Origin of the sequence: Trichocoleus sp. FACHB-6 (assembly GCF_014695815.1) — a bacterium.
Classification (GTDB): Bacteria; Cyanobacteriota; Cyanobacteriia; order Cyanobacteriales; family FACHB-T130; genus Funiculus; species Funiculus sociatus.
The window spans coordinates 72108-98685 of sequence record NZ_JACJOY010000012.1 but is presented as its reverse complement, the minus strand read 5'-3'; the positions used below and the strand labels follow the sequence as shown (position 1 = coordinate 98685).

The following is a 26578-nucleotide window of genomic DNA, read 5'->3' as shown; positions in this document are numbered from 1 at the left end:
ACCAATTACTATGGAAAATCAATCAAACCAAGGTAGAATCATAATCTTCGATACCACTCTTCGGGATGGCGAACAGTGTCCCGGAGCCACCCTAAATGTAGACGAAAAGTTGAGCATTGCGCGACAACTGGCGCGTTTAGGCGTGGATGTAATTGAAGCGGGTTTTGCTTATGCAAGCCCTGGGGATTTTGAGGCTGTGCAGAAAATTGCTAAAACAGTAGGGACAGAAGATGGCCCAGTTATCTGTAGTTTGGCCAGAGCAATTAAAGCAGATATCGAAGCAGCAGCCGAAGCGCTAAAACCAGCGGCAAAGGGTAGAATTCACACGTTTATTTCGACATCAGATATTCACTTGGAGTATCAGCTGAGAAAATCTAGGGCTGAAGTGTTAGCGATCGCAGAAGAAATGGTCGCTTATGCGAAATCCTTCATGGACGATGTAGAATTCTCTCCAATGGATGCAGCACGTTCTGACCCAGAGTTTCTTTACCAAGTGCTAGAAAGAACAATTGCTGCTGGTGCGAAAACTGTTAACATTCCCGATACTGTGGGTTACATGACTCCCAGCGAATTTGGGGATTTAATTCGGGGAATTAAAGAAAACGTTCCCAACATTGACCAAGCGATTATTTCAGTTCACGGTCACAACGATCTAGGTTTGGCTGTAGCTAACTTCTTGGAAGCTGTGAAAAATGGAGCGCGTCAGCTGGAATGTACTATTAACGGCATTGGCGAACGTGCTGGAAATGCTTCTTTAGAAGAATTGGTAATGGCTCTCCATGTGCGCCGGCAATATTACAATCCATTTTTGGGACGTTCAGAGGATTCAGAAGAACCGCTGACAAATATTGATACGCGCCAAATTTACAAGACATCCCGATTAGTTTCTAATTTGACTGGGATGTTGGTGCAGCCAAATAAAGCAATTGTCGGCGCAAATGCCTTTGCTCACGAGTCAGGAATTCACCAGGACGGGGTTCTAAAAAACAAGCTGACTTATGAAATCATGGATGCCCAATCCATCGGATTAACAGATAACCAGATTGTATTAGGCAAACATTCTGGCCGCCATGCCTTCAGCGCCAGACTTAAAGAATTGGGCTTTGAACTAACTGATAGCGAGTTAAATAAAGCATTTCTGAAGTTCAAAGAATTGGCGGATAAAAAGAAAGAAATCACCGACTGGGATTTGGAAGCGATCGCTAACGACGAAACCCAACAAGCTCCCGAAATTTTCCGCTTAGAATTGGTGCAGGTATCCTGCGGCAGCAACTCCCAGCCCACAGCCACAGTAACACTCCGCACTCCCGCAGGTGAAGAACTAACTGATGCCGCCATTGGTACGGGGCCAGTAGATGCCGTGTATAAGGCAATCAACCGTGTGGTGAACGTACCCAACCAACTGATTGAGTTTTCCGTTCAATCTGTAACTGCCGGAATTGATGCTATCGGGGAAGTCACCATTCGCCTGAAGCACGGAGAACGAGTATTTTCCGGTCATGCGGCGAACACCGATATCATCGTCGCCTCCGCCCAAGCTTATCTCAACGCCTTGAATCGCCTTTACTCAGCTTTACAAGCTCAGGAAGGACGGAAACCCGTGACTTATCAGAAATTGTAAACGTAGGCGCAGAGCTTGACACAAAGGTACGCAGAGTAAGAAAATCCTTTGCGTACCTTTGCTTTTATTTCTTAATACCAACCATGAAAGAAGATATTTTTGACAAAGAGAAAAAATTTCACGATCAATGGGCATCTACTATAGATGTAGAAGGGATTAAAGTTAAAGATTACTTTGAAGCTTGTACCGCGCCAGAAAATCGATTTATCCTCAAGCAATTAGGGGATATTAGAGGTAAGCGACTTTTAGATTTAGGGTGTGGTGCTGGGGAAAATAGCGTCTATTTTGCCAGAAAAGGGGCGCTATGCTTAGCATCTGATTATTCTCCGGGTATGGTGGAAGTGGCGCTGCAACTGGCAGCTGCTAATGGGGTGGAGATTGAGGGGCGAACTATGAATGCGATCGCTCTCGATTGCCCTGATAATAGTTTTGATATCGTCTACGCCTCGAATTTGCTGCACCATTTGCCTAATCCGAAACTCGCTATTAGGGAAATGCACCGGGTTCTCAAGCCTGGTGGAAAAGCTTGTTTTTGGGACCCTTTGAAGCACAATCCAGTTATTAATGTTTATCGGCGGATGGCTACTAAGGTGCGAACTGAAGATGAAACACCGCTGGATATTAATATTGTCAATTTTGTCAAATCCCAGTTTTCAGAAACGTCTTATGATACTTTTTGGCTGGCCACCCTGTGGATTTTCTTGCGCTTCTATTTAATTGAAAAAGTCGATCCAAATAAGGAGCGTTATTGGAAGAAAATTATTATTGAACAGGAAAGATTAAAGCCGACATATCAGCGCTTAGAAACGCTAGATAGTGTGGTAAAAAATATTCCCTTGATGCGGCGTTTTGCTTGGAATTTGGCTGTGGTGGCGACGAAATAATTTGAAACGCAAAGGACGCGATCGCGCTTTCAAATACTGAAAATTTGCGTTAAATCTAGTACAAATCCAGGTAACACTTCTTCACCAGATAAAGTTGTAGGAGATTGGATAATTTCTACTTCCCGATCTTGTCGATAAATCTCCACCCGTTGATTTTGTGGATCAATTAACCACCCCAAACGACAGCCATTGTCAAGGTACTCTTGCATTTTCTCTCTCGCTTTAGACAGAGAATCACTTGCAGAACGCAATTCCAGCACAAAGTCGGGACAAAGTGGTGGAAATTCTGCTTTTTGTTCAGCAGTTAAAGCATCCCAGCGTTCTTGCTTTACCCAACTGACATCAGGAGAACGAGTCGCACCATTGGGTAATTTAAAACCAGTAGAGGAGTCGAAAGCAACGCCCTGATTTGTTTGGCGATTCCATAGCCAAAGCTGACCGTTTAAGCTAAAGTTACGTCTACCAGTTTCTCCGCCCGTTGGTGGCATAACTATCAATTCTCCTTGTGCAGTTAGTTCCAGCCTTAAATCTGGATTTGCCAGACAAATTTGATAAAATTGTTCATCTGTCAGCTTAACAGCAGAGGGTATATTCAAAATTAGGGTATTCATAAATTTACTATTTTCGGCATCTACTACCATTATGTATAATTCTGATACAACATCTTGGCAAGAGGTTCTCGCAGCTTTTAAAAGAATCTGGGGATATGATGATTTTCGTCCGCCGCAGGGAGAAATTATTCGCAGTTTATTAGAAAAGCATGATGCTTTAATTGTGATGCCAACTGGCGGCGGGAAATCTATTTGTTTTCAACTTCCAGCTTTACTTCAAAATGGGTTAACGTTGGTGATTTCGCCTTTGGTGGCGCTGATGGAAAATCAAGTGCAAGAATTGCGCGATCGCAAGTTGCCAGCTGCTCTTTTGCATAGTGAATTACCCACTTGGGAACGCAAGAAAAATCTGCAAAATTTGGAGAAGTTACGGCTATTGTATTTGTCGCCAGAAACTTTGCTGAGTGCGCCAGTGTGGGAAAAGTTGTGTCAACCACAGCTAGAAATTAATGGGTTAATTTTGGATGAGGCGCATTGTTTGGTGCAGTGGGGAGAAACTTTTCGCCCAGCTTATAGAAGATTGGGTGCAGTGCGTCCAGCTCTGTTAAAATCAAAGCCAGCTGGGACAAAAATAGCGATCGCAGCTTTTACCGCCACAGCCGATCCAAAAGCTAGAGCAACCATCCAGAAAGTCTTACAACTGCAAAAACCAGCTGCTTTCCAAATAAGTCCGTATCGGCAAAATCTGCATCTTAAAGTTCAAACTATTTGGACACCCAGAGGTCGCCGCCAAGGGATGTTAAAGTTTATTCAGGCAAGACCACACGAAGCAGGCTTAGTTTACGTCCGCACACGGCGAGATAGCGAAGAATTAACCGAATTGCTACGGCAAAAAGGTTATGCAACAGCAGCTTATCATGCAGGGTTGAGTCCGGAGGAACGTCGCCAAATAGAAGCAAGTTGGCTGGGTGGTAAAATGCCTTTTGTCGTCTGTACTTGTGCCTTTGGTATGGGCATCAATAAGCCAGATGTTCGCTGGGTCATTCACTACCATTCGCCTTTGCTGCTTTCCGAGTACGTGCAGGAAGTTGGGAGAGCTGGACGAGATGGGAAGCCTGCGGAAGCTTTAACATTAGTTAGCGAGGCTACAGGGTGGCTGAACCCGGAGGATAAGCAGAGACGGGAATTTTTTGCAGGAAAGATGCGATCGCAATACCAAGAAGCTCAAGCTATTGCTTCCAAACTACCAACTCAAGGCGAAGTAGCAACGGTGGCGAAGCAGTTTCGCGACGGTGCAATTGCTCTCTCCCTACTCCACAGCGCCGGACAATTAGAATGGCAAAGCCCGTTTCATTATATTCGCCATCAATCAGGAAAATCTTGCTCCTTTGGCGAATTGAACGCGCAGCAGCAGCAGTTTCAGACTCAAATGACGCAATATCTTACTACACGAGAATGCCGTTGGCAGTTTTTGTTACAAGCTTTTGGCTTTGCAAAAGAGGCGGCTGGGTGGCGATGCGGACACTGCGATAATTGCAATTGAAAAAAGAACCCTACCCTAACCCCATCTCCGCTTGCGGGGAGAGGGCTGGGGGTGGGGTTCCCTTGGAGTTTCGCCTTTAGCCACAGTCTAGCGACGGCGATCGCGCACCTTTTCCACTCGTTTTTCTTTCTCCTGACGGCGATCGCGCACCTTTTCCACTCGTTTTTCTTTCTCCTGACGACGACCAGCGCCGGGCAACTTATTTTCTCGTTTTTCTTTCTCCTGACGACGGCGATCGCGCCACTCCGCCAGCGTCAGATAAACGACACCGCCACTGACTATAAACAGCAACGCAAAGGTAACAAGACCTAAAACACTAACGACAGAAGTTTCCACGATGCTTTTAGAAGCCGTTACGACCCCAAACTACCATTGCAATCGACCACGTAAACAGAACCAGAACCGTCACCCAACCCAACGACAAAATATCCATAGCTATATAGTAAAAACCATTACGAAATGTCTCCAAGCCATATGATAATTCAATCTGAGACTTCTATGGCACTTAATTGGGAATTGAGAATTGGGAATTGGGGATTGGGAAAAAGTCGTACCTAGTCCCTAGTACCCAGCCCCCAGTTCCTAGTCCCTAGTACCCAGCCCCCAGTTCCTAGTCCCCAATCCCCATTATGTTTGATCCAAAAGAGCGAATTGAGTCTATCAAAGCAGGAACCCTGGCGGCAGTGTCCGTTTGCCTAACTTATAGTATTGTCACCCTGGGCAATAATTTACTGTCACAGATACAGATCGCGACTGGTTTTAATTTACTGGTGAAGGTAGCGATCGCTCTTTCGAGCGGTTTTCTCTTTGGTGTCACCTACCGCTATATTATTCGGGAAGACCGCAACTCCCATCTCAAAACTGGCGCTGTGTTTGCCTTTGGGTTGGTGCGGGGATTAGGGCAAATAGAGGTTGGGCTTAATTTCCCCGATACCTTCTGGTTGTATGCTCTACTGGGAGTTGAGAGTATCTTGCTGTTTGCGATCGCTCGTTTCACCCTCGACTTAGCAATTTATCGCAGCTGGCTAAAACCCTTCAAGTCAAGCTAAACTCCTCAAATTCAGCTTGCCCATACATCATATTTCTGTCAAGAGCTGACAAAACTTTATTATTAGCAGCATCAGACTCAAGACATCGACAAACCAATTGCGCCACATCAGCCCGATGAATTGTTCCCGCAACTCGCGGATCTTCCGTTAAAACTCCGTTACCAGTTGCCGGTTCAGACTTCAGCCCACCAGGGCGAATAATTGTGTAAATAAGTCCGCTTTCAATCAAATATTGCTCAGCTTTCTCTTTTTCTATTAAAACTGGTTTTAGAGTTTCCAAAGCTTGCGGCGGCAAAGCAACAACACTATTGCCACTGCCAATAGAAGAAACTAAGATAAACTTTTTCACCCCTGCTTTCACCGCCGCATCTATGAGATTTTTGTTGCCCAAATAATCAGCCCTTTCGCCGTCTTTAGGTAAACCGCCAATGGTACTAATTACAGCATGAATTGGTTCTCCCAGCATTGCCTGCTCCACAGAGGCAACATTTAGGCCATCTCCCATTACTACTTTAATTCCCATCCCTTCCAAATCAGCGCGAGACTGATCAGAGCGCAACATTGCCTTTACCTTTTGATTTTCCCCTGTTAAGTAATTGGCAATTTCTCTACCTACACCCCGACTTGCCCCACCTATAAAAATGTATGATTCAGCCGTCATCTGCAAATTCCCACTAACAACTCAAAACTTTTCTTCTTGCCACCATCACCAGCCAAGATTGAGCCTCGCAGGGCAACCCAGGCGGACGATAGTAGTGATGCAAAATTTCAAAATTAGCTTTTTCTAGACAAGCAGTTAAAGTTTCATATTCCCAACCAACAACATAACGAGAACCAGTTGGACGAACGCTATAACCCTCATCATCGCCGCGACAAATAGAAATAACAATTGCGCCGCCGGGAACAAGTGTTTGATGCAAATCTTTCAAGACCCTAACCATTTCCCCACGGGGAACGTGAAGCAAAGAAGCATTCGCAAAAATGCCATCAAAAGTTTCTGGAGGCAACTCAAGCCGGAGAAACGACTGTTGCCAAACCTCACAATCCGCCGCCTGTTGCGCCATCTCCACAAACGCTGGTGTGGCATCCAAACCAATCACCGTATGCCCCTGACGCTTAAAAGCAACCAAGTCACGCCCAGGGCCACAGCCTAAGTCGAGTATTTTACCAGGTATCTTAGGCATAGCCGCTACCAGAGCATCGCGATTTTGAGAGACATCGTGATCCCAAGTTCCATCCCGGAAAGATTCCGCCGTCGCCTGGTACTCCGCAATTGTCAGATGCTCGTGTTGTTCCACACTCCCTCCCTTTCCTCAAACCTACTAAAATCTTAGTATTGCCAGCTCCTCTGTGTTCCGCAGCGCCTCTGCGGTTGGAACTTCTTATCACACAGCTGTTTCTCGGAGAAATATTGGCTTATAACGCTGATTTTGACAAAAATTCCCATCCAGTGCCTTGATATCCAAACTGGAAGATTTCTGGATGGATAATTTCGGCTAATATCTCCAGAGAGTCTACTAATCTAGGGCCGGGGCGGTTGAAGTAGGCATTACCATCGGTAAGATAGATTCTGCCAGTTTTTACAGCTTGCAAGCTTTGCCATTCGGGACGCTGAATTACCTCAATTGCTTCAGAACGGGTGCGGCTTAAGTCGAAACCACAGGGCATGAAGATAATTATGGCAGGGTTTGCGATCGCCATCTCTTCCCACTTCAACCACGGAGAATGCTCTCCTGCAACACCAAACAGCGGTTCTCCTCCCGCCATTTTGACTAATTCTGGAATCCAATTTCCCGCCGCCATCAACGGATCGATCCACTCAATACAAGCAACAGTGGGACGAGTTGTTAAGGATAGCGATCGCGTCTTTTCCACACAATCATCAATCCGAGATTGTAACCCAGTCAGAACTGGTTGCGATTCCACCCCCAAAGCCGCAGCAACTCTGGCAATATCATCCCAGACATCGCTCAAGAAATTGGGCTGTAAGGAAATAATTTGCGCCTGACTATGGGTAAGACTGGCAACAGCTTTCTCAACTTCTGCCAGACTAACAGCACACACTTCACATTGAGCTTGAGTAACAATGTGCGTAGGTTGCAACTCTTCTAGAATGTCGGTTTCAACTTTATAGACACTCAGAGCCGATTGCAACAAATCCGTAACGCGGTCGTGAATTTCTGGACTGCTGCCTTCCGGATTAAATTTAGGCTGAGTACAGACTGGTAGATTTTGGATTTCTCTTGGATAGTCGCATTCATGCGATCGCCCAACAATGGCATCAGTCAGCCCCAATATCGCTAAAATCTCCGTTGCACTGGGGATAAGAGAGACAATTTTAAACTCTTTTTGTTTCATTACTTTCTAACCAATTAATAAATTGTCAGTGATTACGATCACTTCTTATTATTGGAAAAATAACTAACTATGTAGACATAATTAAAATAAACCTTTGAGCTAGAAACCCAACATTGGCTGGGATTCGATGGGTAAGGCTTGTGTTGCTCTATCCATAATAATTATATCCATCTATTTATAACAATCATCAATCCTCCCTAAAATTGTCTACTTCTCTTTCTTCGCGTTCTCCAGGCTTGATTAATTTTTCCCATTACAGCAAGCATTTCTATAACAACTAAAAACTAACAACATACACTATCTAAAGTTAAAAAAAAATTATGCAGCTAACTAACTCCCGTCTGAGCAAATACCTGCAATCAATCTCGCAAGCTGCCAGTATTATTGTATTTGGAATTGGCTGTTTTGTCATAATCGGCTGGATTTTGGACATTACCATTCTCAAGAGTGTTTTTGCGGGATTTGTGACAATGAAAGCCAACACAGCACTTTTGTTTATCCTGGCAGGTGCTTCCCTGTATAAAGAAGGCAAGAGGCGAAAGGTAAAAATGAATAACCTGGAAATTGGGGGATTTTCAAAAGTTAATAGTCAAGAGCCAAGAGTCCCGATTTATCATTTAATTTTACCTTTTGTCGTTGCTTTAATTGGTTTATTAACGTTGATACAATATGGGTTTAACGTAGACTTTGGTATCGATCAATTACTGATAAAAGAGTCAGCTAATGCCATTCACAGCTTTGCTCCAGGTAGGATGGCATTCAATACGGCTCTAAATTGTTTCATTCTTGGCGTTGCCCAAATATTACTATTAAGAAAACGTCCCAATTATCATTTTGCTCAGGTATTGAGCATTGCGGCTTTTTTAGTCGCATGGCTGGCTTTTTTGGGGTATTTATATGGCATTTCCTCATTTTACGGAATTAGTGTCTATACCAAAATAGCGCTGCACAGTGCGATCGCGTTCATGCTGTTGAGTATGGGGATTTTATTTGCTTGTCCGGACAAAGGATTGATGGCAGTTATCACCAGCAATAACGCTGGCGGCATGATGGCGAGGCGTTTATCTTTAGCTGTAATTCTGATTCCGCCAATCTTATCGTGGTTTATCCTCATCGGTTATCGTCACGATAAGGTTAATGCCGAAGAAGGATTTACAGTAATTGGAGTGATGAATCTGGTAATTTTTAGTATTTTGATTTGGGGAAATGCCAAATCATTAAATACTATAGACGAGCAGCGGCAAAAAGCAGAAGAGGAGCTTCGCCAACTCAATGCAGAATTGGAGGAGCGAATCGAGCGTAACATGACAGAATTGAAACGCTCCAACGAACAATTAGCAAGTGAAATCGTCGAACGTCAACAAGCTTTAGTGGCGCTACAGGAGAGTGAAGAACGCTTCCGTCAGATTACTAATAATATCAGAGAAGTATTCTGGATGAGTGACCCGGATAAGAACAAGATAATCTATATTAATCCTGCATACGAAGAAGTTTGGGGACGCACGCGAGAGAGCCTTTACGAGCAACCTAAATCTTTTGTAGATGCTATCCATGAGGAAGATCGCGATCGCATCCTCGCTGATTTCGCCAAACAAGGTTCAGGCGAGTATGATGAACAATACCGGATTATTCAGCCAAACGGTCAACAACGCTGGATACGCGATCGCGCCTTCCCAGTTCACAACGCCCAAGGGGAAGTTTATCGTATTGTCGGCATTGCCGAAGATATTAGCGATCGCAAACAAGCAGAGTCAGCGTTGCGAAAAGCCACCGAAGAATTAGAAATTCGCGTTCACCAAAGAACTGCCGAACTAGCATTAGCCAATGCAGATTTGCAAGAGCAAATACAAGAACGTAAAGCGGCGGAAGCTGCTTTGCAAAGGACAACCAGCCTGCAACGGGCAATTTTAGATGGTGCCAATTACACAATTATTTCTACTTCACTAGATGGCACAATTCTTACCTTTAATCGAGCGGCTGAAGCCTTATTAGGATATGCTGCCGAAGAAGTAGTGGGGAAAACAACCCCCGCCATATTTCATGATACAGAGGAATTAAAGCAGCGATCGCTCTTGCTTGGGGAACAAGCGGAGCAGTTCCCATTATTCGAGGTTCTTATTGCCAAAGCTCGTCTCGGAGAACCAGATGAGCAGGAATGGACTTATATCTGTAAGGATGGCCGCAGTTCTAGAATGCTGCTGTCGGTGACAGCTTTACACGACGCAGAGGGGAACATCACCGGGGTTCTGGGAATTGGCAGCGACATCACTGAGAGTAAAAAGGCTCAGGAGGAACTGAGAGAAAGCCAACAGCGCCTACAGGCAATTCTAGATAACTCTCCAGCGATCATTTATTTAACTGATACTCAAAACAAATACCAGTTGATAAATCGCAGGTATGAAGAATTGTTTCAGATGACTAAAGAGCAGATCATAGGTAAAAGCCTGTACGATATTTGGCCGTTAGAGATAGCGGATCAATTTGCCAAAAATAACTTGGATGTACTTCAAGCCACAACTTCTTTAGAAATTGAAGAAAGTGTCCCTCATGGCGGCGAAATACACACTTATCTTTCTATCAAATTTCCCCTTTATGACTCTAGTGGTGTCCCTTATGCCGTTTGTGGCATTTCCACCGACATCACCCAGCGTAAACAAGCCCAGGAAGCTTTACAAAAACTGAATGGAGAGCTTGAGAGCAGAGTAAAAGAGCGTACATCTGAGCTGACGCTGGCTAACGAATACTTAAAAATTGAAATCCTAGAGCGCCAGATAGTCGAGGAGCGATTACAACATCTACTCACTTCTAGCCCAGCTGTAATCTATAGCTGCAAGGCTTCAAATGATTACGGTGCCACCTTCATTAGCGATAACGTTGTCTCTCAACTTGGCTATGAAGCGCGGGAATTCATCGAGGATTCCAGCTTCTGGATAAACCATATTCACCCGGAGGATAGACCGGATATCCTTGCTGGGCTGTCAAATCTATTTGAGCAAGGACATCATAATCATGAATACCGCTTCCTACATCCGGATGGCAGCTATCACTGGATGCACGACGAATTAAAACTGGTGCAGGATGAAGCTGGCAACCCGATAGAAATTGTCGGTTCTTGGTGGGACATTACCGAACGCAAGCTCTCAGAACAAGAACGCGCCGAACTTTTGCTGCGGGAACAGGCTGCTCGTGAGTTAGCTCAGGCAAATGAGCAACGCTATCGTTCTCTGGCCGAAGCGATGCCACAGATCGTGTTTTCTGCACAGCCAGATGGTAGTTGCGATTACTTCAATCAGCGCTGGGTTGATTATACTGGTTTAACACTACAAGAAAGTCTGGGCTACAAATGGGTATCTGCGGTGCATCCGGACGATCGACAGCAAATTCGCCGCGACTGGTATCACGCTGTTGGCAGGGGCATAAGTTACGAAGGCGAACATCGCCTGAAGCGATCGCTTGATGGACAATATCGCTGGCACCTGAATCGGATAGTGCCTGTACGTGAGAATGATGGGCAAATTGTCAAGTGGCTCGGAACTTCTACAGATATTCACGATCGCAAGCAGATGGAGTCAGCGCTGCGAGAAAGTGAGGGGCGGTTTAGGCGCGTTGTTGATTCCAACATGATTGGCATCAACTTCTGGGATGTTTTCGGGAACGTTACCGAAGCCAACGATGCTTTTTTAGGGATGATCGGCTACACGCGGGAGGATTTGCTTTCCGGGAAAGTGCTTTGGAAAGACATGACACCTGTGGAATACAAAGAGCTGGATGAGCAAAAACTCCTAGAGGTAGCAGCTACGGGAATTTGTACACCTTTCGAGAAGGAATTCATTCGCGCTGATGGCAGGCGCGTCCCGGTTCTGATTGGTGGCGCTCTTCTCGAAGAAAATGAATATCAAGGTGTGTGCTATATCATCGATATTACCGAGCGTAAGCAGATGGAGGAGACACTTTCTAAACAGGCACAAGAACTAGCCCGCTCCAATGCTGAACTGGAAGAATTTGCTTATGTCGCTTCCCACGACTTGCAGGAGCCGTTGCGAATGGTTGCCAGCTATACCCAGCTTTTGTCTCGGCGTTACAAAGGGAAACTAGATGAAGATGCCGACGAATTTATTACATTCGCGGTAGATGGTGCCAACCGGATGCAAAGGTTGATTAAAGATTTGCTGGAGTATTCGCGAGTGGGGACGCGAGGCAACGAGTTTGATCCCGTCGAGTGCGAGGATGTGTTACACGAAGCGATCGCTAATCTGGAATTCGCTATTGATGAAAGTAACGCCATCATCACTTACGATCCGTTACCCACGGTTAGGGGAGATAGTACGCAACTCGGTCAACTGTTACAGAATCTGATCGGCAATGCTATCAAATTTCGCCAAGATACTCACCCTCGGATTCACATTGGTGTCCAACCAACAGAGAATGAATGGATCTTCTCAGTTCGCGATAACGGCATTGGTCTAAATCCCCAAGAGTGCGATCGCATCTTTGTCATTTTTCAACGCTTACACGCTCGCGAAGCTTATCCCGGAACAGGGATTGGTTTAGCTATCTGCAAAAAAATCGTTGAACGGCACGGCGGACAAATCTGGGTAGAGTCTCAAGTGGGACAGGGAAGTGTATTTTACTTTACAATTCCCCGAACAGGAGTGCATTAAAGGTGAATTCGGGTGATATACCAGTGGAAATTCTACTAGTTGAAGATAACGAGGGTGATATTCGTCTCACCAAAGAAGCGTTTAGAGAAAGTATGGTTTGGAATCACATGAATGTCGTCAGGGATGGTGCTGAGGCGCTAGCTTTCCTACGAAGAGAAGGCAAGTATACAGATGCCATTCGTCCCGGTATTATCTTGCTTGACCTCAACTTACCCAAGCGAAGCGGTATTGAAGTGCTAGAAGAAATCAAGCGGGACGACGAACTAAAACATATTCCTGTGGTAGTTCTCACTTCCTCCCAAGCCGAGCAAGATATTCTCAACAGCTACAATTTCCATGCTAACTGTTTCATCAGCAAGCCTCTTGACCTTGAACAGTTCCTGCAAGTGGTACAGTCAATAAAAGACTTCTGGCTGACCATAGTCAAATTGCCACCAGCTAGCTAGTAGCTAATTTCTTGGGTGAGGTTTCTCAAAAGCCACGCACCGAGGGCGTTATTAACACAGCAAACGGGGTGGCTCCCATTCCCTACAACTAGAGATTTTCCCGGCATGGGAAACAGAAAAATTATTTTACTTATTAGAAAAACTTTTATAAATCAACCTGAAATTCATCTAAAACAGATTTCCGACGCAGAGCCTCGCTTATCAGCGTTTCCGCGCTCAGTCTAGGAACGCGCAAAAAAGTTTTTGGGTTAGAGTTTGTTTATGAGTGTATAATGAAAGTTTTGCAAAGTTAAAGCAGAATAGCCAAGAGGAAGGTATATGTCCCGATATAGAGGCCCACGCCTCAGAGTTGTGCGTCGTTTGGGTGAACTGCCTGGTTTAAGCCGCAAGTCGCCGCGCCGCGCATATCCGCCCGGTCAGCACGGGCAAGCCCGCAAAAAGCGTTCAGAGTATGCTATCCGACTTGAGGAAAAGCAAAAACTCCGCTTTAACTATGGGTTAAGTGAAAAGCAGCTGCTGCGTTACGTGCGTAAAGCACGTCGCGCCACGGGTTCAACGGGTCAAGCATTGCTGCAATTGTTGGAGATGCGTCTGGATAACACCGTCTTCCGCTTGGGGATGGCTCCCACGATCCCTGCGGCGCGTCAGTTAGTGAATCACGGCCATGTGACGGTTAATGGTCGCGTAGTCAATATTCCTAGCTATCAGTGTCGCGCTGGAGAGGCGATTGGTGTCCGCGACAATGACGCATCGCGTCGTTTAGTACAAGCAAACCTGGAATATCCAGGTCTGGCAAATATGCCAAGCCATTTGGAGTTCGACAAAACCAAGCTGGCTGGTAAAGTGAATGGCGTTATTGAGCGCGAATGGATCGCGCTGCAAATTAACGAACTGCTGGTGGTTGAATACTACTCGCGGCAAGCGTAAGCAAGGGACTGGGGACTGGATAAAATTCTTCCCAATCCCCAATTCCCAATCCCCCATTACCCACCAATCTGCGACATGGTGCGGCTATACGCACCAGTCGTTCCTGAATCTCGCTGCTTGAAGTTAATTTCTGGTTTCAGAAAGAGCAACTGCCGCACTTTCTCGCGTAGTTCAGCGGTTTCAATGCCAGTGCGAAGGGCAGTTTTCAGGTCAATTTGACCAGTTTCATTGAGCAGACAGGGGCGCAACCAGCCGTCTGCTGAGAGACGCATCCGGTTACAGCGATCGCAAAAACACTCTGACATCTGACTGATAAATCCCAGCGTACCTTTGGCTCCGGGAATCTGGAAAACATCCGCAGGCCCATTACCACGGACGGAAGATTCTGTCAAGCCAAAAACGTCGCGAATGCGTTGCCGCAAATCGGCAGAGGACACCCAACCCTTTCCCGCAAAAAGCTGGTCGTTGCCGATGGGCATGAATTCAATAAACCGGACGTGCCATTGTCGCTCAAGTGTCAGGGCGGCTAAATCTAGAACTTCGTGGTCGTTGACACCAGGAATTACTACTACATTTAGTTTCAGGGGATCAAAACCGACGCGATGAGCCGCTTGGATTCCATCCCAGACTTCCTGCCAGCGGGAACGGCCGCGATTACCACTAATTTGGGCAAATGTATCTGGATCGAGAGAGTCGAGACTGATATTGAGCCGTCGCAAACCAGCATTGTAGAGGTCTTGCGCTATCGGGGAAAGTAAAAAGGCGTTAGTAGTCATCGAGAGGTCTTGGGTTTCTCTTAGGGATGCGATCGCGCTTACCAATTCCACCACACGCGGACGCAGCAACGGTTCGCCACCAGTCAGGCGAAACCGACTAAATCCCACAGGGATAAACACCTCTTTAAGCAGGGTAAGCAGTTCCTGATTAGTTAACAGCTCCTGCTGCAAAATATAGTCAAGTTCAGCCCCCTCCGGCATACAGTATTGACACCGAAAATTGCAGCGGTCAATTAAGCTGATACGGAGATAATCTACTTGGTTCATAAGATTTGCTGACCCTTACCCAGTTTTGTTGTTATCACCACTACTGGGAACACTGGGGTATATTCACCATACTAAAGACTGCTCCAGAGGAAAGCTTACCTGATACAGTCGTTGACAACCTTGGGGGCTTAAATCATGTTTAATAGAGTCACTTCCCAGACCAGCCGCGGCTGAGCATAGCCCCGGAGATATTCGCGGGCTTTTTCTAAATGCTGTAAGGGCAATTTAGAAATTTTTCTGTCTAAGAATTGCTGCCAGTAACTGTGCTGTAAATAATCAACCAACCACAGTTGGGCTTCTGTATCTAGAGTTTTATCAATTTTTTTGGCGAGTTGGAGAGCATTGCGATGAGATTTGGGCAACTGGGTAATGTCTTGGAGTAAGTCTGGGGGAATGGTGGCGAGTTGCGTGAAGGATGCGATCGCATTCCCCGGACTGCCTTGCGCGATCGCTAACACTGGCGGATGCTTCAAAATCTCTTCGTGACCCGTTTGCAGCAGCACTTGCTTCATCGCCGCCTTATCTAAACCGTAAAAAGGAATCCGCTGACAACGCGATACCAGCGTCGGTAACAACGAGGACTCTGATGGTGCCATCAAAATCAGCGTTGCCTGTCCCGGTTCTTCCAGCGTTTTGAGTAAGCCATTCGCCGCCGCCTCTGCCATTGTTTCTGCGGCCTCCAGCACTATCACATTCCTTGGTGCCTCTAGAGGATAACGTCCCAAAAACTGACCGATTTCCCGGATTTGCTCCAGCCGTATTTGTGGCGGGGCCTTGCGTTTCACACCTTTTTCAGCTGCTTGGGCGGCAGATAATCTTTCCCCCTGGTGGAGATAAGTTGGCTGCACCCAGAGCAAGTCTGGATGGTTTCCAGCAGCCAAGCGTTTTTGTAACGCGAAACCATGTTTTAAGTTTGCTTCGTCAGCAGGGGTAGTGGAATTTAGTTTTGCCAGATGGGTGCAGAATAGAAGCTCCACAAAGCACCGGGCCGCTATACTTCTGCCAACACCTTCTGGCCCAGTAAACAGGTAGGCAGGTGCAACCCGGTTTTGGGCAACTGCCTGGGTTAGTAACTCAACGGCTTGATTTTGTCCTACAAGTGGTGCAAAAAAGTTCATTAAACTGGTCGAGAAAGGCAGCAAAAGGAGTAAACAGAGAATCTGTCTCTATTTTCTCGTTCCCAAGATCAGTCTGGGGAAAAGGAATTGTCTGGATACCATTGGGCAAATTTTTGAGTCAAAATCATCTGAATTTGCTCTTGTACTTCTGCCTCACTGCGACTGGCATCCACCCGCACAATCCGATGCGAATGCGCTGCTGCCAATGCGGTGAAGCCTTGCTGTACCCGTCGATGAAACGCTAAATCTGCTTGCTCCATCCTGTCAGCAGTTCCACGAGCCTTGGCTCGTGCTAAACCAACTTCGACATCAACATCCAGCCACAGGGTGAGGTCACTTGTCCTACCGTCGGTCGCTACCTGGCAGATATTCTCGATTAATTCTAGGCTAAGACCGCGACCATAACCTTGATAGGCAATTGTGGAATCTGTGAAGCGATCGCACAAAATAATTCCCCCCGCCAAGAGAGTCGGATTAATAACTTCCTCAACGTGTTGAGCGCGATCTGCCGCAAAAATCAATAGTTCAGCCCTGTCTTGGATTGGGTGCTGGTGTCCTTGCAGCAACAACTGGCGCAAACGACTGCCTAATGTTGTCCCTCCCGGTTCCCTGGTTACTACAACGTTGGATGGCTTTTGATTCATCCTTTCCAGAAGCCAATGGCGCGATCGCTGTATCTGGGTAGTTTTACCGCTACCTTCGACTCCCTCAAACACAATCAGCTTGCCCTGCATTACCCAATTCTCATCATCACAGCACTTTTTTCCTTTTAAATTCAGCCCGCAGTCCTATTCAGGTTCTTTCCGGAGAGATGACTGGTATGCTAGAAGCTGATAAAAGCTTTATTAATGGCTCTAGCCTTAGAAGAAAGCATACTTATTATGACCCTAAACTAAGGTTCGGTATGATGAGAGGGTCTAGGGATATGACTCGGGGGTTTATTTTATGGCTCGCTATACCTGTTCATTTATCATCGCAGTTCCCCTTGAGCGTCTCCAACAGGTGCTCATAGAAGTTTTGGAGTCCTGCAATTTCGATATTATCTACAACACTGGAGACTACCTGATGGCGAGGGAAATACCAGGACACGTCTCCTTTGCCAAGCTGGTGACGGTCGAGGTGCTGATTGATAAATCTACCGCCACAGAACAAGAAGTGCGGATGAACTTTGTGATTAAAAACGAAGAATTGCCCCTCCAGGTTGACAACCACTGTCATCAAATGTTCCACCAGGTGCAGCAGGCGATCGCCCAAAATCGCCATTGGCAACTGGTTGAAAGCGTTGCCGGATAGGCGATCGCTCACTTTTGGGAGCCGGAAGTTGAGCTTTCGATGTGAAGAGCTTAAGTTTCGTCTTCGCCTACCATGTTGGGGCTAATCAGAGTGATGTCCCACTCATCGGGAGGCCCCGTCGGGATTGATTCTTTCTTCAAGTGGAAATATCTCGCCCGTACTTGCGGCCCAAAAACAATCTCGTCCTCGTCTTCAAGATCGTGGGATTGAAGTTTACGCCCATTAATCAACAGTCCGTTGGCACTAGGCTTGCCTTTGTCGCCATCGACAATCCTGTAGTAATAGGAGCCATCCCCACGCATTTTTTGCACTAAAGTTGCGTGCCTACGGGATACAAACTGTGAGTATAGCCGAATATCGCATTTTTGGTCTCTGCCAACGCAATATTCAGGCTTTTCTAAGGTAAACTCCTTGCGTCCCTGATCATCCTCAATAATCAATAAATGGTTCAGATGCAGTTTTGAAGGCATTGAAAAAATAGTTTAGAGAGAGCGGTTGGGAAAAAACAGTTACTTCAACTAACAATGGCACCATCTTCAACTGGCGGGGTAAGCGCCTGTGCCTGCACCCGGATTGACAACCAGCAACCAGATATTATCTTGAGGAAAACAAGAGTAGCTATGGCTGATGTTGTCCGGACTCCAGCGTAACACCCTCTACACCTTTGAAGCCAGTATTGTCAAGTTGCAGCAGGCATGATAGTGCTTTTGGGTTACAATGTTCCCCCTATCATATTGTAGTTATTAGAGATCCCGTAATGACTACAACCGATAACCTACAAACTCCGGACAAACTTCAATCCTGATTTTTCAGGCTTTGACGGAGTAACAGCGAATTGGTGACGACGCTTACAGAGCTAAATGCCATCAATGCTCCCGCGGCAGATGGGCCTAAAACAATGCCGAAACTTGGTAGTAAGATGCCAGCAGCAACGGGCAATGAGAGTGCATTGTAGGCAAAAGCCCAGAAGAGATTTTGGCGGATTTTGTTGAAGGTGGCACGGGAGAGTTGGATTGACTGCACCACGTCAGATAAGCGATCGCGTATTAAAACAATTTGGGCCGTTTCAATAGCAACATCTGTCCCCCCTTGGAGAGAAATTCCAACATCGGCTTGTGCTAACGCCGGAGCATCATTGATGCCATCCCCAACCATTGCCACTCGTTGCCCTAGAGTTTGCAACTGCTGCACGGCGGTGGCTTTAGCCTCTGGGCGGACATTTGCCAAAACGTCATCAGGGTGCAGTTCTAGTTGAGATGCGATCGCGACAGCAGCTTCCATCCTATCCCCAGTCAGCAGCATCACCCGCAATCCCATTGAACGCAATCGCTCCACCGTAGCTTTCGCATCCGGTCTAAGGGTATCGGTTACAGCAATCAACCCAGCTAAATTACCGTCCACTGCCACATAAACCACCGTTTTCCCAGCAGCAAACAGCGATAAAGTGCGATCCGTCGCTGTATCGCTAATCCCAATCCCTTGCTTAGTTAACCACTCAGCGTTACCCAGGAAAACCCGCGAATTATCTACTAAAGCCGATACCCCCAGCCCCGGTTCTGTATAAAACTCCACAGCCGGAGCGATCGCTAATTCTTGCCGATGTGCTTCCTCTAAAATTGCCTTTGCTAGAGGGTGCGTCGTGCCACTTTCTGCCGCCGCCGCTAGGAGGAGGAGAGTTTCCGGGGTGAAATTTCCTATGGGCAAGCAATCTGTCACCGTAGGATGACCAGTCGTTAGCGTTCCCGTCTTATCAAATACCACTGTATTCAGATGGTGTACCCGTTCCAGCACGTCCCCACCTTTGATCAACAGCCCGCGTTCTGCCCCAAGACCAGTCCCTACTAGAATTGCGGTGGGTGTCGCCAAGCCCAAAGCGCAGGGACAGGCGATGACCGAGACAGAAATCGCCAGCTTCAAACTTAATAACATTGGTGAGTGGTTGCTGAGAGCGTGGTTCATTGCGGCATGGCTATCAATGCCAACAACCCGCAATATGGAGACATCAGGCCAAAGTTGAGAGCCGACAAAGTACCAGAATAGGAACGTTAAAGCCGCAGCTGCTAGAACCCCATAGGTGAAGTAACCCGCCACCGTATCCGCCAACTGTTGTACTGGTGCTTTACGGGTCTGGGCTGCTTCCACCAATGCCACGATTTGAGCTAAAGTCGTGTCCTTGCCAGTACGAGTTGCCTTAATAGCGATCGCTCCCGACTGATTGAGCGTCCCCGCAGCCACCGCGTCCCCTGGCTGCTTCATTACTGGTACAGGCTCCCCCGTCAGCATCGACTCATTCACGGTCGTCTGCCCAGCCACCACTTCCCCATCGACTGGGATCTGCTCACCTGGTAACACCCGCAACCACTCGCCCACACGGACTTGATCTACAGGGATTTCCACTTCTGATTGGGGATTGGGGATTGGGGATTGGGGATTGGGGATTGGGGATTGGGGATTGGGGATTGGGGACTTGGCAAAATTCTCCTCTGCGCCTCTGCCTTTCTCACCTGCGCCTCTTCCCAAATTAGTTGGATTGGCAATCAAACGAGCTACTTTTGGCTGTAATGCTAACAATGCCTCAAACGCCGCCGCCGCACGACCTCTTGCCCGTTGCTCCAAAGTGCGCCCCAGTAAGATAAATCCCAATAGCATTACAGGCTCATCAAAGAAACACTCCCAACCCAGCTGGGGGAAGAACAGCGCCACACAACTTGCTGTGTATGCCGTCAGGGTTCCCAATCCCACCAGCGTGTTCATATTGGGAGCATTTCGCCGCAAACCTCGCCAGCCATCTAGTAATATTTCGCGCCCTGGTAACAGCAACGCCGCTGTTGCTAATCCCCAGTGAAACCAGATATTCGTCAGCAGTGACAACTGCGGCAAAAGTAAAGAGTGTTGCCCAAGATGACCAATTCCGGAGAAGAGAATCAGCACACCCGCAACTACCAAGTGCCAGATTTGCTTACGATTTTCCTCGGCGTGTCGCTGGGCTGGACTCAAAGCCTCTTTTCCATCGCCTGTAGTAGCTACGCGAGACTGGGTGGGAAATCCAGCGTCACTCACCTGCTTCGCCAAAGCTGTTGGATCTACTGCGCCAGATTCGCATTCTACGACAGCCACTTCTGTCACCAGATTGACGCAGGCGGAAATGACACCTGGATGTTCTTTTAGCTGCTTTTCTACAACCTTCACACAGCCTGCACATCTCATTCCCCCCACGTCGAGGGTAATAGTGTCTACCGACGATTCGGGGGTAGCAACTACAGATTTGGTCGAAACTTGCATAGATTTGGGACTTACCGCGACACCAAGAGTGCCAGATTAATCTAGCGCCTCTATTTTGAGGTTAGGCGAAAGTCCGCGTCTTGGTGCAAAAATTGTGAATTTTTTTTAAGTTAATTGCCTCTGGTTGGGTCAACGATTCGCCCAGCGCAGATAAAGCACGAAGCATCACGTAGAGCCACTGCCTAAGATGAAGAGACTCACGAGGGTGGCGCTATTCCAGAGAGAGTGGAGGAGCATGGGGGCGAGGAGGTTGCGCGATCGCGTGTAAACTATACCCAAAACAAACCCCAAAGTCGCCAAAGGCAGGATTTCCGAGAGGTGGAGGTGAACAACAGCAAATAGTAAGCTAGAGACAGCGATCGCGCCCCACACTGGCAAGTAACGAGTCAAAGACGGCAACAGAAACCCGCGAAACAAAAATTCCTCAAATAGCGGTGCCGCCACAGCCGCCGTCAAGAAAAATATTGTCAGTGCCACTCCATCCCGTCCCTCTAAGGCAATTGGGAGAATCGGATTACTCCCGCCTTGTCCCTGCCAGAGTTTTTGGTTAATCAGCGACACTATAATCACCAGGGGTAGCGCTACCAAGTAGCCTCCCAATCCCCATAAAATCCAGTTTCCCCGCCAATCGAACCGAAACCAGCCTTCAGGTAGGGGAAAAAATGGTTTTATGGAGAAATAAAGCACTAAAAGACACGGAATTGCCAAAAATAGGTAAGTAGCTAGAACAAACAAAGCTTGCGTCCGACTATCGAAGCTGGCTCGGTTTAGGGGCAGTAAGCTGAAAAAGATCGGTAGCAGAAATTGACCGATAAAGAAAAAGCCAACAACAAAAACTTGCCAGATAGTTTCCCCATTCCAGGGTGTTGTCCATTTAACATCGCCATTGTGAGCCAGAAGGGATTCTTTTCCCTTAATCAATCGTCCAACTAACAGAAAAATCAGCAATCCGATGCCGACAATTACCCCTAAAAGCGGCACCGTAGCGACCATCGCTAATTTAAAAACTGCTTGTTCGGCTATTTCCTGTTCTTGTACTTTGAGAGCCGAAAGCGCCTCTGTTCGATCCTGTAATTCGTACAGCTTGCTTAAAGCGCGATAACGGAACCAACCGTCTAAATGCTGTTCAATTTGCTCCTGGGCATTGGGCAACAGCCGCGAGGGATTGCTCCAAAGCCCGATCAAAACATTAGCCGTTTGAGAGCGCGATCGCTCACTCGTCTCTTTCCAGGTCGCGATCGCTGCATCCGTTTCTCCTGGCACCTGTAAGATTCCCACTCGCAAGTACAGCTCATCAATCACCTTTTTTAACTTGTCTATTGACAAAAGTAATTGCTGCTGATCCAATTTATTTGGAGCTGTATCAGCTTCAACTTGCAGCTTTTTGAGTTGCCCTTGGAGCTTTTGGAGAGTATTTTTATCCTCCGAAAGTGCATCCTGATACTGCTTTTGGGCAGCTTTTAAGGGTTCGTCACCCAGAATGGCGTTACGGGCGGTCGTCAAATTTGAGCCACCGGAATTTTCCGGCTGCCACTCGGTTGCGTGCAGCAACAGATTCGTTTGGTACAATTCCAGACGACTTTGAATCTGAGGCTGACTCCAGCTGCCTTGCAAGGACAGGGCAACTTGGACAATAGCCAAAATTGTCAGCAACCCCAAAATCAACCGCTTAATTGTCATGCGTTCTCCTATAAACATTTAGTATCGTGTCGCCTCTGGAGAATATCTTAGCGACGTGTCCCGAACAGGTTAAAATTCTCCTGAACCTTTTTTTGTTCACTGATTGAGGCAGCAGCCTTGCTCAACTCGTTCTCAGGCAGCAGCCCAAAAACGAGAAATCCTTGCATCCGATCCCCCCTACCCCCTTATCAAGGGGGTGTCTAAAATCTAAAATCTACAATCGATTCGCGGAGGATATTACCCTGAATACTCGTGTCATTCTCGTGCGTCATGGTCAGAGCAGCTATAACACTGAGCGTAGAATTCAGGGCCGCTGTGATGAATCAATTTTGACCGAAAAAGGTCGTGTCACTGCTGGTCAACTTGGTGCTGCTCTAGGTGGCATAAAATTTGATGCAATCTATACCAGTCCCTTACAAAGAGCAAAACAGACAGCAGAGGTAATCGTATCCTGTTTGGCGACACCTGCGCCCTTACAAGCGTCAGATAAGCTGATGGAAATCGATTTGCCTGCTTGGGAGAAAATGCTTTCTTCTGAGGTGAAGGAGAAATTTTCCGAAGATTATCGCTGCTGGCAGGAACGTCCCCACGAACTGCGAATGATGATACAGGAAGCGGAGGGCGTGAGGGAACATTTTCCAGTTTTATCTCTTTACGAGCAAGCGCGACAGTTTTGGCAGGAAATTCTCCCGCGCCATGCTGGGGGAACTATTTTATTGGTGGGGCATAACGGCATCAATCGAGCTTTGATTGCGAATGCGATCGCGATGTCACCTGAGCGTTACCATTCGATTCAGCAGTCGAACTGTGGCATCAGCGTACTAAATTTTGCTGATGGCTGGGACAAACCTGCTCAATTAGAGTCGATGAATTTGACTGCTCATGTGGGCGAAACTCTACCCAGTTTTCGTCCGGGACATAAGGGGTTACGTTTGTTGCTGGTACGCCACGGGGAAACTGAGTGGAATCGTCAGAAACGCTTTCAGGGACAAATTGATGTCCCGCTTAACGACAATGGGCGAGAACAAGCCGAAAAAGCGGCCCAATTTCTCAAAGATGTGCCAATCGACTTTGCTGTTAGTAGTCCACTGCTGCGTCCCAAGGAAACAGCGGAAATTATTCTCAAATATCATCCCCATGTCCAGATTGAACTACAGCCACCTTTGGCGGAAATCAGTCACGGACTGTGGGAAGGGAAATTTGAGGAAGAAATTGAGCTAACGTACCCAGGTATGTTAGAACAGTGGCGAGATTCGCCCCAGACCGTGCAGATGCCAGAGGGAGAAAATTTGCAGCAGGTATGGGAGCGCAGCGTAGCGGCTTGGCAAATGGCGATCGCATCTTATTCTGGAGATCAGCCTAAAACTGGTTTAGTAGTGGCTCACGATGCCACTAACAAAGTCTTGCTTTGTCACATTTTAGGTTTAAAGCCAGAAAATTTCTGGAGCATTAAGCAGGGTAATGGGGCAGTCACCGTAATTGATTATCCCCAAGGCCCAGATGGTATGCCAGTGCTGCAAGCGATGAACATCACAACTCACTTAGGGGGAGGTGTTCTGGATAAAACGGCTGCTGGCGCGTTGTAACTGCATCTTGCACAATTGTCAATAAGCCTCAAAACCAGCCTATAAATAAATTTTTTGGCTAATAGCGAAAGTCTATTAAAATAAACTGAAATCTTTATCTGGTAAGACTTTAGCCGTCTTAAGAGGAATGGGGCTTAATTGAGCCAGGAAATAAATTTCCCGCTTAAAGCTAAAGTAAGCTAAAGCTTACTGAATAAGTCTTTCAACTCTTTAAAACGGGTTACAAGCTTTGAGCCTGCCGATTTAGTTCAGGGCATAAGTCCATGCCATTCGTCTTAAGAAAACTTTCGCTATTAGCCAGAAAAATCTCTGGCGGGTTATTGCAACTGGTGCAAGATGTGCTTTGTAAACAACTGAGAAGTTCAGGATTGAGGGCTGAGAACAAACAGAATTAACAACGTCCTCAGTCCTTAGCCCTCGGTACTCATATATGAATAGTGAACTACTTCAACAAGTAAGGGTAATAGATCCTGTTTCTGGAACTGACCAGATTGCCGATGTTCTGATTGCGGATGGTTACATAAAAGCAGTCGAAACTCAAATTTCTGCAAATCCCGCAGAAACATCGGTTCGGGATTGTCGTGGATTGGTGCTGGGGCCAGGACTGGTAGATTTATACAGCCACTCCGGTGAACCTGGGTTTGAAGAACGGGAAACCTTAGTAACGCTTGTTTCCGCAGGAGCAGCTGGAGGCTTTACCCGGTTGACAATTTTGCCGGATACGTTACCAGCTATCGATAACGCAGCTGGTTTAGCTTATCTTCAACAATCCACAATCCACAATCCGAAATCCAAAATCCAATTTTGGGGTGCTTTAACTTTGGGTGTGCAAGGTCAGCAAATGACAGAGTTGGCAGAACTTGCAGCAGCTGGGGTGGTGGGTTTTGCTGATGGTAAGCCGATATCAAATTTGGCGCTGCTGCGAAGAACTTTGGAATATCTTCAGCCTCTAGGAAAACCAGTGGCTTTGTCGGCTTGCGATCGCCATCTTTCTACCAATGGGGTGATGCGAGAAGGTGCGGCTTCAATTCGTTTTGGTTTACCAGGAAATCCCGCGATCGCAGAAACATCTGCTCTGGCTGCTTTGTTGGAAGTGGTAGAATCCACTGGCACGAAAGTCCACATCATGCGCGTTTCTACCGGCCGCAGCGTTAAGCTAATTCAGGATGCTAAGGCGCGGGGTTTGCCAATAACGGCGAGTACGACTTGGATGCACTTGCTGCTGAATGCTGAGGATGTGGGGAGTTACGATCCTTCTTTACGTCTGGAACCGCCTCTGGGCAACCCATCTGACCAAGCAGCATTAATTGAGGGTGTGCGGAGTGGGGTACTTGATGCGATCGCTATTGACCACACTCCCTACACTTACGAAGAAAAAACCGTCGCCTTCGCCGAAGCACCAGCAGGCGCAATTGGTTTAGAGTTAGCTTTGCCGCTACTTTGGCACGCCCTGGTTGAGAGTGGCGACTGGAGTTCTTTGGAACTGTGGCGGGTTTTGAGTACCCGTCCCGCCCAGTGTTTACAACAAAAACCAGCTGCGATCGCAGCTGGTCAACTCGCTGAAATTATTTTATTTGACCCCCAACTAACTTGGACAGTCGAGAGACAAAACCTCAAATCCCTCTCACTCAACACTCCCTGGCTAGGTCAACAGTTACAGGGCCGCGTCGTCCAAAATTGGAGTCACGGCTAATCACAGCTAATATAAATGAACAATTAGCCCTCAGGCTTCTGGCAAAAGCCTTAAATAAATTTTAGGCTTAAACCTTAAACCCGTTTTAACGGGTTGAAACATTTACCCAGTCATTAGATGACTTTAGCTATTAGCCCAAACTTTAGTTCAGGGCTTTTCTTGCCATTAGCCATCAGCCCTTTCACTTATCTGAGGAATCAACTGGAGACTGATCCACTTCTCCGGCGCGATTCAAAGGCCAGAAACGTACTATCGCCCGACCAATTATCTTGTCGCGGGGGACAAAACCCCAGTAATGGCTATCGTAGCTGTTGTTGCGATTATCACCAAGTACCAAATAAGCGTTAGGTGGCACCGTCACTGGGCCATAGCGGTAATTAGGCTGTTCGTCGATATATTTTTCCCGCAAGGCTTGGTCGTTGACATAAACCCGCCCCCCTTTCACCTCTACCTTGTCTCCCGGTATACCAATCACCCGCTTAATGAAGGCATCGTGGAAATTTTGCTTTTCTAAGGCTTCGGTGGGATTAAATACTACAATGTCTCCCCGTTCTGGAGAGGTAAACTTGTAACTAACCTTGTCTATAATCAGACGGTCATTGATTTGTAGCGTTGGTAGCATCGATCCCGAAGGGATGTAGCGTGCTTCCGCTACAAAAGAGCGAATTCCAAAGGCTAAAATGGCGCTAAGCCCAATCGTTTTAATTCCCTCTATAAAGGGATTTTCAACTTGTTGTTGGGTTTTGCTGTCAGGTTCTTGATTCTGCACGTCAGTCATAAACGGTTAATCACTCAAAGCAAAGGGATATAACGGATTACCCATCTAATGATTTATATCAAGGA

The 26578-nt window shown here is 46.9% G+C and carries 24 protein-coding genes; 11 read left to right on the top strand and 13 right to left on the bottom strand.

Going from position 1 to position 26578, the window contains the following annotated elements; translation table 11 throughout:
- The first annotated feature begins 10 nt into the window (after window positions 1–10).
- Complete coding sequence (locus tag H6F66_RS02010) at window positions 11–1621, top strand: 2-isopropylmalate synthase (protein WP_190417702.1); 1611 nt, start codon at window positions 11–13, stop codon at window positions 1619–1621.
- 83 nt (window positions 1622–1704) lie between these two features.
- On the top strand, window positions 1705–2505 hold the full coding sequence (locus H6F66_RS02005; protein ID WP_190417700.1) for a class I SAM-dependent methyltransferase: 801 nt from the start codon (window positions 1705–1707) through the stop codon (window positions 2503–2505).
- A 29-nt stretch (window positions 2506–2534) separates the two neighbouring features.
- Here the strand turns inward: H6F66_RS02005 and H6F66_RS02000 are convergent, their stop codons facing one another.
- Window positions 2535–3116 (bottom strand): Uma2 family endonuclease, encoded by a 582-nt coding sequence (locus H6F66_RS02000; protein WP_190417762.1) that lies wholly within the window; start codon window positions 3114–3116, stop codon window positions 2535–2537.
- Between the two features lie 31 nt (window positions 3117–3147).
- Between H6F66_RS02000 and H6F66_RS01995 the strand changes: the two genes are divergently transcribed.
- Window positions 3148–4599 (top strand): ATP-dependent DNA helicase RecQ, encoded by a 1452-nt coding sequence (locus H6F66_RS01995; RefSeq protein ID WP_190417698.1) that lies wholly within the window; start codon window positions 3148–3150, stop codon window positions 4597–4599.
- A gap of 87 nt (window positions 4600–4686) precedes the next feature.
- Here H6F66_RS01995 and H6F66_RS01990 read toward each other — a convergent pair whose 3' ends face one another.
- On the bottom strand, window positions 4687–4935 hold the full coding sequence (locus tag H6F66_RS01990; RefSeq protein ID WP_190417775.1) for a hypothetical protein: 249 nt from the start codon (window positions 4933–4935) through the stop codon (window positions 4687–4689).
- Between the two features lie 7 nt (window positions 4936–4942).
- A complete protein-coding gene (gene petN / locus H6F66_RS01985) occupies window positions 4943–5032 on the bottom strand; it encodes a cytochrome b6-f complex subunit PetN (RefSeq protein WP_190417696.1) in 90 nt (29 codons plus the stop codon).
- 196 nt (window positions 5033–5228) lie between these two features.
- On the opposite strand from petN, the gene H6F66_RS01980 reads away from it, so the two are divergent.
- Window positions 5229–5648 (top strand): hypothetical protein, encoded by a 420-nt coding sequence (locus tag H6F66_RS01980; RefSeq protein ID WP_190417694.1) that lies wholly within the window; start codon window positions 5229–5231, stop codon window positions 5646–5648.
- Here the strand turns inward: H6F66_RS01980 and H6F66_RS01975 are convergent.
- The 3 genes from H6F66_RS01975 to H6F66_RS01965 form a co-directional block, all read right to left on the bottom strand.
- Window positions 5635–6309, bottom strand: coding sequence for an SDR family oxidoreductase (locus H6F66_RS01975; protein WP_190417692.1), 675 nt, complete (start codon window positions 6307–6309; stop codon window positions 5635–5637). The genes H6F66_RS01980 and H6F66_RS01975 overlap by 14 nt on opposite strands.
- Window positions 6310–6322: 13 nt before the next feature.
- Window positions 6323–6946 (bottom strand): methyltransferase domain-containing protein, encoded by a 624-nt coding sequence (locus H6F66_RS01970; protein ID WP_190417690.1) that lies wholly within the window; start codon window positions 6944–6946, stop codon window positions 6323–6325.
- 118 nt (window positions 6947–7064) lie between these two features.
- Window positions 7065–8006 (bottom strand): cobalamin-binding protein, encoded by a 942-nt coding sequence (locus tag H6F66_RS01965; RefSeq protein ID WP_190417688.1) that lies wholly within the window; start codon window positions 8004–8006, stop codon window positions 7065–7067.
- A gap of 320 nt (window positions 8007–8326) precedes the next feature.
- Between H6F66_RS01965 and H6F66_RS01960 the strand changes: the two genes are divergently transcribed.
- From H6F66_RS01960 to rpsD, 3 genes are all read left to right on the top strand, one after another.
- Window positions 8327–12667 carry a PAS domain S-box protein gene (locus H6F66_RS01960; RefSeq protein ID WP_190417686.1) on the top strand — a complete coding sequence of 1447 codons (4341 nt, stop codon included), beginning with the start codon at window positions 8327–8329 and terminating at the stop codon, window positions 12665–12667.
- Between the two features lie 2 nt (window positions 12668–12669).
- A complete protein-coding gene (locus H6F66_RS01955) occupies window positions 12670–13113 on the top strand; it encodes a response regulator (RefSeq protein ID WP_347269318.1) in 444 nt (147 codons plus the stop codon).
- Window positions 13114–13431: 318 nt separating this feature from the next.
- Window positions 13432–14040, top strand: a complete 609-nt coding sequence (gene rpsD / locus H6F66_RS01950) for a 30S ribosomal protein S4 (protein ID WP_190417683.1) — start codon at window positions 13432–13434, stop codon at window positions 14038–14040.
- A 56-nt stretch (window positions 14041–14096) separates the two neighbouring features.
- Here the strand turns inward: rpsD and moaA are convergent, their stop codons facing one another.
- From moaA to tmk, 3 genes are all read right to left on the bottom strand, one after another.
- A complete protein-coding gene (gene moaA / locus H6F66_RS01945) occupies window positions 14097–15083 on the bottom strand; it encodes a GTP 3',8-cyclase MoaA (RefSeq protein WP_190417681.1) in 987 nt (328 codons plus the stop codon).
- 128 nt (window positions 15084–15211) lie between these two features.
- On the bottom strand, window positions 15212–16201 hold the full coding sequence (locus tag H6F66_RS01940; protein WP_190417679.1) for a DNA polymerase III subunit delta': 990 nt from the start codon (window positions 16199–16201) through the stop codon (window positions 15212–15214).
- 68 nt (window positions 16202–16269) lie between these two features.
- The gene (gene tmk, locus H6F66_RS01935) at window positions 16270–16935 is read right to left on the bottom strand and encodes a dTMP kinase (RefSeq protein ID WP_190417677.1); all 666 of its coding nucleotides are present in this window, start codon (window positions 16933–16935) and stop codon (window positions 16270–16272) included.
- Between the two features lie 211 nt (window positions 16936–17146).
- Between tmk and H6F66_RS01930 the strand changes: the two genes are divergently transcribed.
- Window positions 17147–17494, top strand: a complete 348-nt coding sequence (locus tag H6F66_RS01930; RefSeq protein ID WP_190417675.1) for a hypothetical protein — start codon at window positions 17147–17149, stop codon at window positions 17492–17494.
- A gap of 50 nt (window positions 17495–17544) precedes the next feature.
- On the opposite strand, the gene H6F66_RS01925 is transcribed toward H6F66_RS01930, so the two are convergent.
- Window positions 17545–17964, bottom strand: a complete 420-nt coding sequence (locus H6F66_RS01925; RefSeq protein ID WP_190417673.1) for an FHA domain-containing protein — start codon at window positions 17962–17964, stop codon at window positions 17545–17547.
- A gap of 54 nt (window positions 17965–18018) precedes the next feature.
- On the opposite strand from H6F66_RS01925, the gene H6F66_RS28695 reads away from it, so the two are divergent.
- On the top strand, window positions 18019–18144 hold the full coding sequence (locus tag H6F66_RS28695; protein ID WP_277873846.1) for a hypothetical protein: 126 nt from the start codon (window positions 18019–18021) through the stop codon (window positions 18142–18144).
- 145 nt (window positions 18145–18289) lie between these two features.
- On the opposite strand, the gene H6F66_RS01920 is transcribed toward H6F66_RS28695, so the two are convergent.
- Window positions 18290–20776, bottom strand: a complete 2487-nt coding sequence (locus H6F66_RS01920) for a heavy metal translocating P-type ATPase (protein ID WP_190417671.1) — start codon at window positions 20774–20776, stop codon at window positions 18290–18292.
- 165 nt (window positions 20777–20941) lie between these two features.
- Window positions 20942–22456, bottom strand: coding sequence for a CPBP family glutamic-type intramembrane protease (locus tag H6F66_RS01915; protein ID WP_190417758.1), 1515 nt, complete (start codon window positions 22454–22456; stop codon window positions 20942–20944).
- A 242-nt stretch (window positions 22457–22698) separates the two neighbouring features.
- Between H6F66_RS01915 and H6F66_RS01910 the strand changes: the two genes are divergently transcribed.
- Both H6F66_RS01910 and H6F66_RS01905 read left to right on the top strand, forming a co-directional pair.
- Window positions 22699–24042: a histidine phosphatase family protein gene (locus H6F66_RS01910; protein ID WP_190417756.1), complete on the top strand. Its 1344-nt coding sequence runs from the start codon at window positions 22699–22701 to the stop codon at window positions 24040–24042.
- 430 nt (window positions 24043–24472) lie between these two features.
- Window positions 24473–25735 (top strand): dihydroorotase, encoded by a 1263-nt coding sequence (locus H6F66_RS01905; protein ID WP_190417669.1) that lies wholly within the window; start codon window positions 24473–24475, stop codon window positions 25733–25735.
- A gap of 181 nt (window positions 25736–25916) precedes the next feature.
- On the opposite strand, the gene lepB is transcribed toward H6F66_RS01905, so the two are convergent.
- Entirely contained in the window at window positions 25917–26513 is a 597-nt protein-coding gene (gene lepB, locus H6F66_RS01900; protein ID WP_190417667.1) for a signal peptidase I, read from the bottom strand.
- Window positions 26514–26578 lie beyond the last annotated feature (65 nt).

What these genes read in the sequence shown, in the direction of transcription:
- H6F66_RS01980 (WP_190417694.1), top strand. Translation starts at nt 5,229, where the DNA reads ATGTTTGATCCAAAAGAGCGAATTGAGTCTATCAAAGCAGGAACCCTG.
- moaA (WP_190417681.1), bottom strand. Translation starts at nt 15,083, where the DNA reads ATGAACCAAGTAGATTATCTCCGTATCAGCTTAATTGACCGCTGCAAT.
- H6F66_RS02000 (WP_190417762.1), bottom strand. Translation starts at nt 3,116, where the DNA reads ATGAATACCCTAATTTTGAATATACCCTCTGCTGTTAAGCTGACAGAT.
- H6F66_RS01905 (WP_190417669.1), top strand. Translation starts at nt 24,473, where the DNA reads ATGAATAGTGAACTACTTCAACAAGTAAGGGTAATAGATCCTGTTTCT.
- H6F66_RS01975 (WP_190417692.1), bottom strand. Translation starts at nt 6,309, where the DNA reads ATGACGGCTGAATCATACATTTTTATAGGTGGGGCAAGTCGGGGTGTA.
- H6F66_RS28695 (WP_277873846.1), top strand. Translation starts at nt 18,019, where the DNA reads ATGGCACCATCTTCAACTGGCGGGGTAAGCGCCTGTGCCTGCACCCGG.
- H6F66_RS01930 (WP_190417675.1), top strand. Translation starts at nt 17,147, where the DNA reads ATGGCTCGCTATACCTGTTCATTTATCATCGCAGTTCCCCTTGAGCGT.
- H6F66_RS01960 (WP_190417686.1), top strand. Translation starts at nt 8,327, where the DNA reads ATGCAGCTAACTAACTCCCGTCTGAGCAAATACCTGCAATCAATCTCG.
- tmk (WP_190417677.1), bottom strand. Translation starts at nt 16,935, where the DNA reads ATGCAGGGCAAGCTGATTGTGTTTGAGGGAGTCGAAGGTAGCGGTAAA.
- petN (WP_190417696.1), bottom strand. Translation starts at nt 5,032, where the DNA reads ATGGATATTTTGTCGTTGGGTTGGGTGACGGTTCTGGTTCTGTTTACG.
- H6F66_RS02010 (WP_190417702.1), top strand. Translation starts at nt 11, where the DNA reads ATGGAAAATCAATCAAACCAAGGTAGAATCATAATCTTCGATACCACT.
- H6F66_RS01940 (WP_190417679.1), bottom strand. Translation starts at nt 16,201, where the DNA reads ATGAACTTTTTTGCACCACTTGTAGGACAAAATCAAGCCGTTGAGTTA.
- H6F66_RS01925 (WP_190417673.1), bottom strand. Translation starts at nt 17,964, where the DNA reads ATGCCTTCAAAACTGCATCTGAACCATTTATTGATTATTGAGGATGAT.
- H6F66_RS01915 (WP_190417758.1), bottom strand. Translation starts at nt 22,456, where the DNA reads ATGACAATTAAGCGGTTGATTTTGGGGTTGCTGACAATTTTGGCTATT.
- H6F66_RS01920 (WP_190417671.1), bottom strand. Translation starts at nt 20,776, where the DNA reads ATGCAAGTTTCGACCAAATCTGTAGTTGCTACCCCCGAATCGTCGGTA.
- lepB (WP_190417667.1), bottom strand. Translation starts at nt 26,513, where the DNA reads ATGACTGACGTGCAGAATCAAGAACCTGACAGCAAAACCCAACAACAA.
- H6F66_RS01995 (WP_190417698.1), top strand. Translation starts at nt 3,148, where the DNA reads ATGTATAATTCTGATACAACATCTTGGCAAGAGGTTCTCGCAGCTTTT.
- H6F66_RS02005 (WP_190417700.1), top strand. Translation starts at nt 1,705, where the DNA reads ATGAAAGAAGATATTTTTGACAAAGAGAAAAAATTTCACGATCAATGG.
- rpsD (WP_190417683.1), top strand. Translation starts at nt 13,432, where the DNA reads ATGTCCCGATATAGAGGCCCACGCCTCAGAGTTGTGCGTCGTTTGGGT.
- H6F66_RS01965 (WP_190417688.1), bottom strand. Translation starts at nt 8,006, where the DNA reads ATGAAACAAAAAGAGTTTAAAATTGTCTCTCTTATCCCCAGTGCAACG.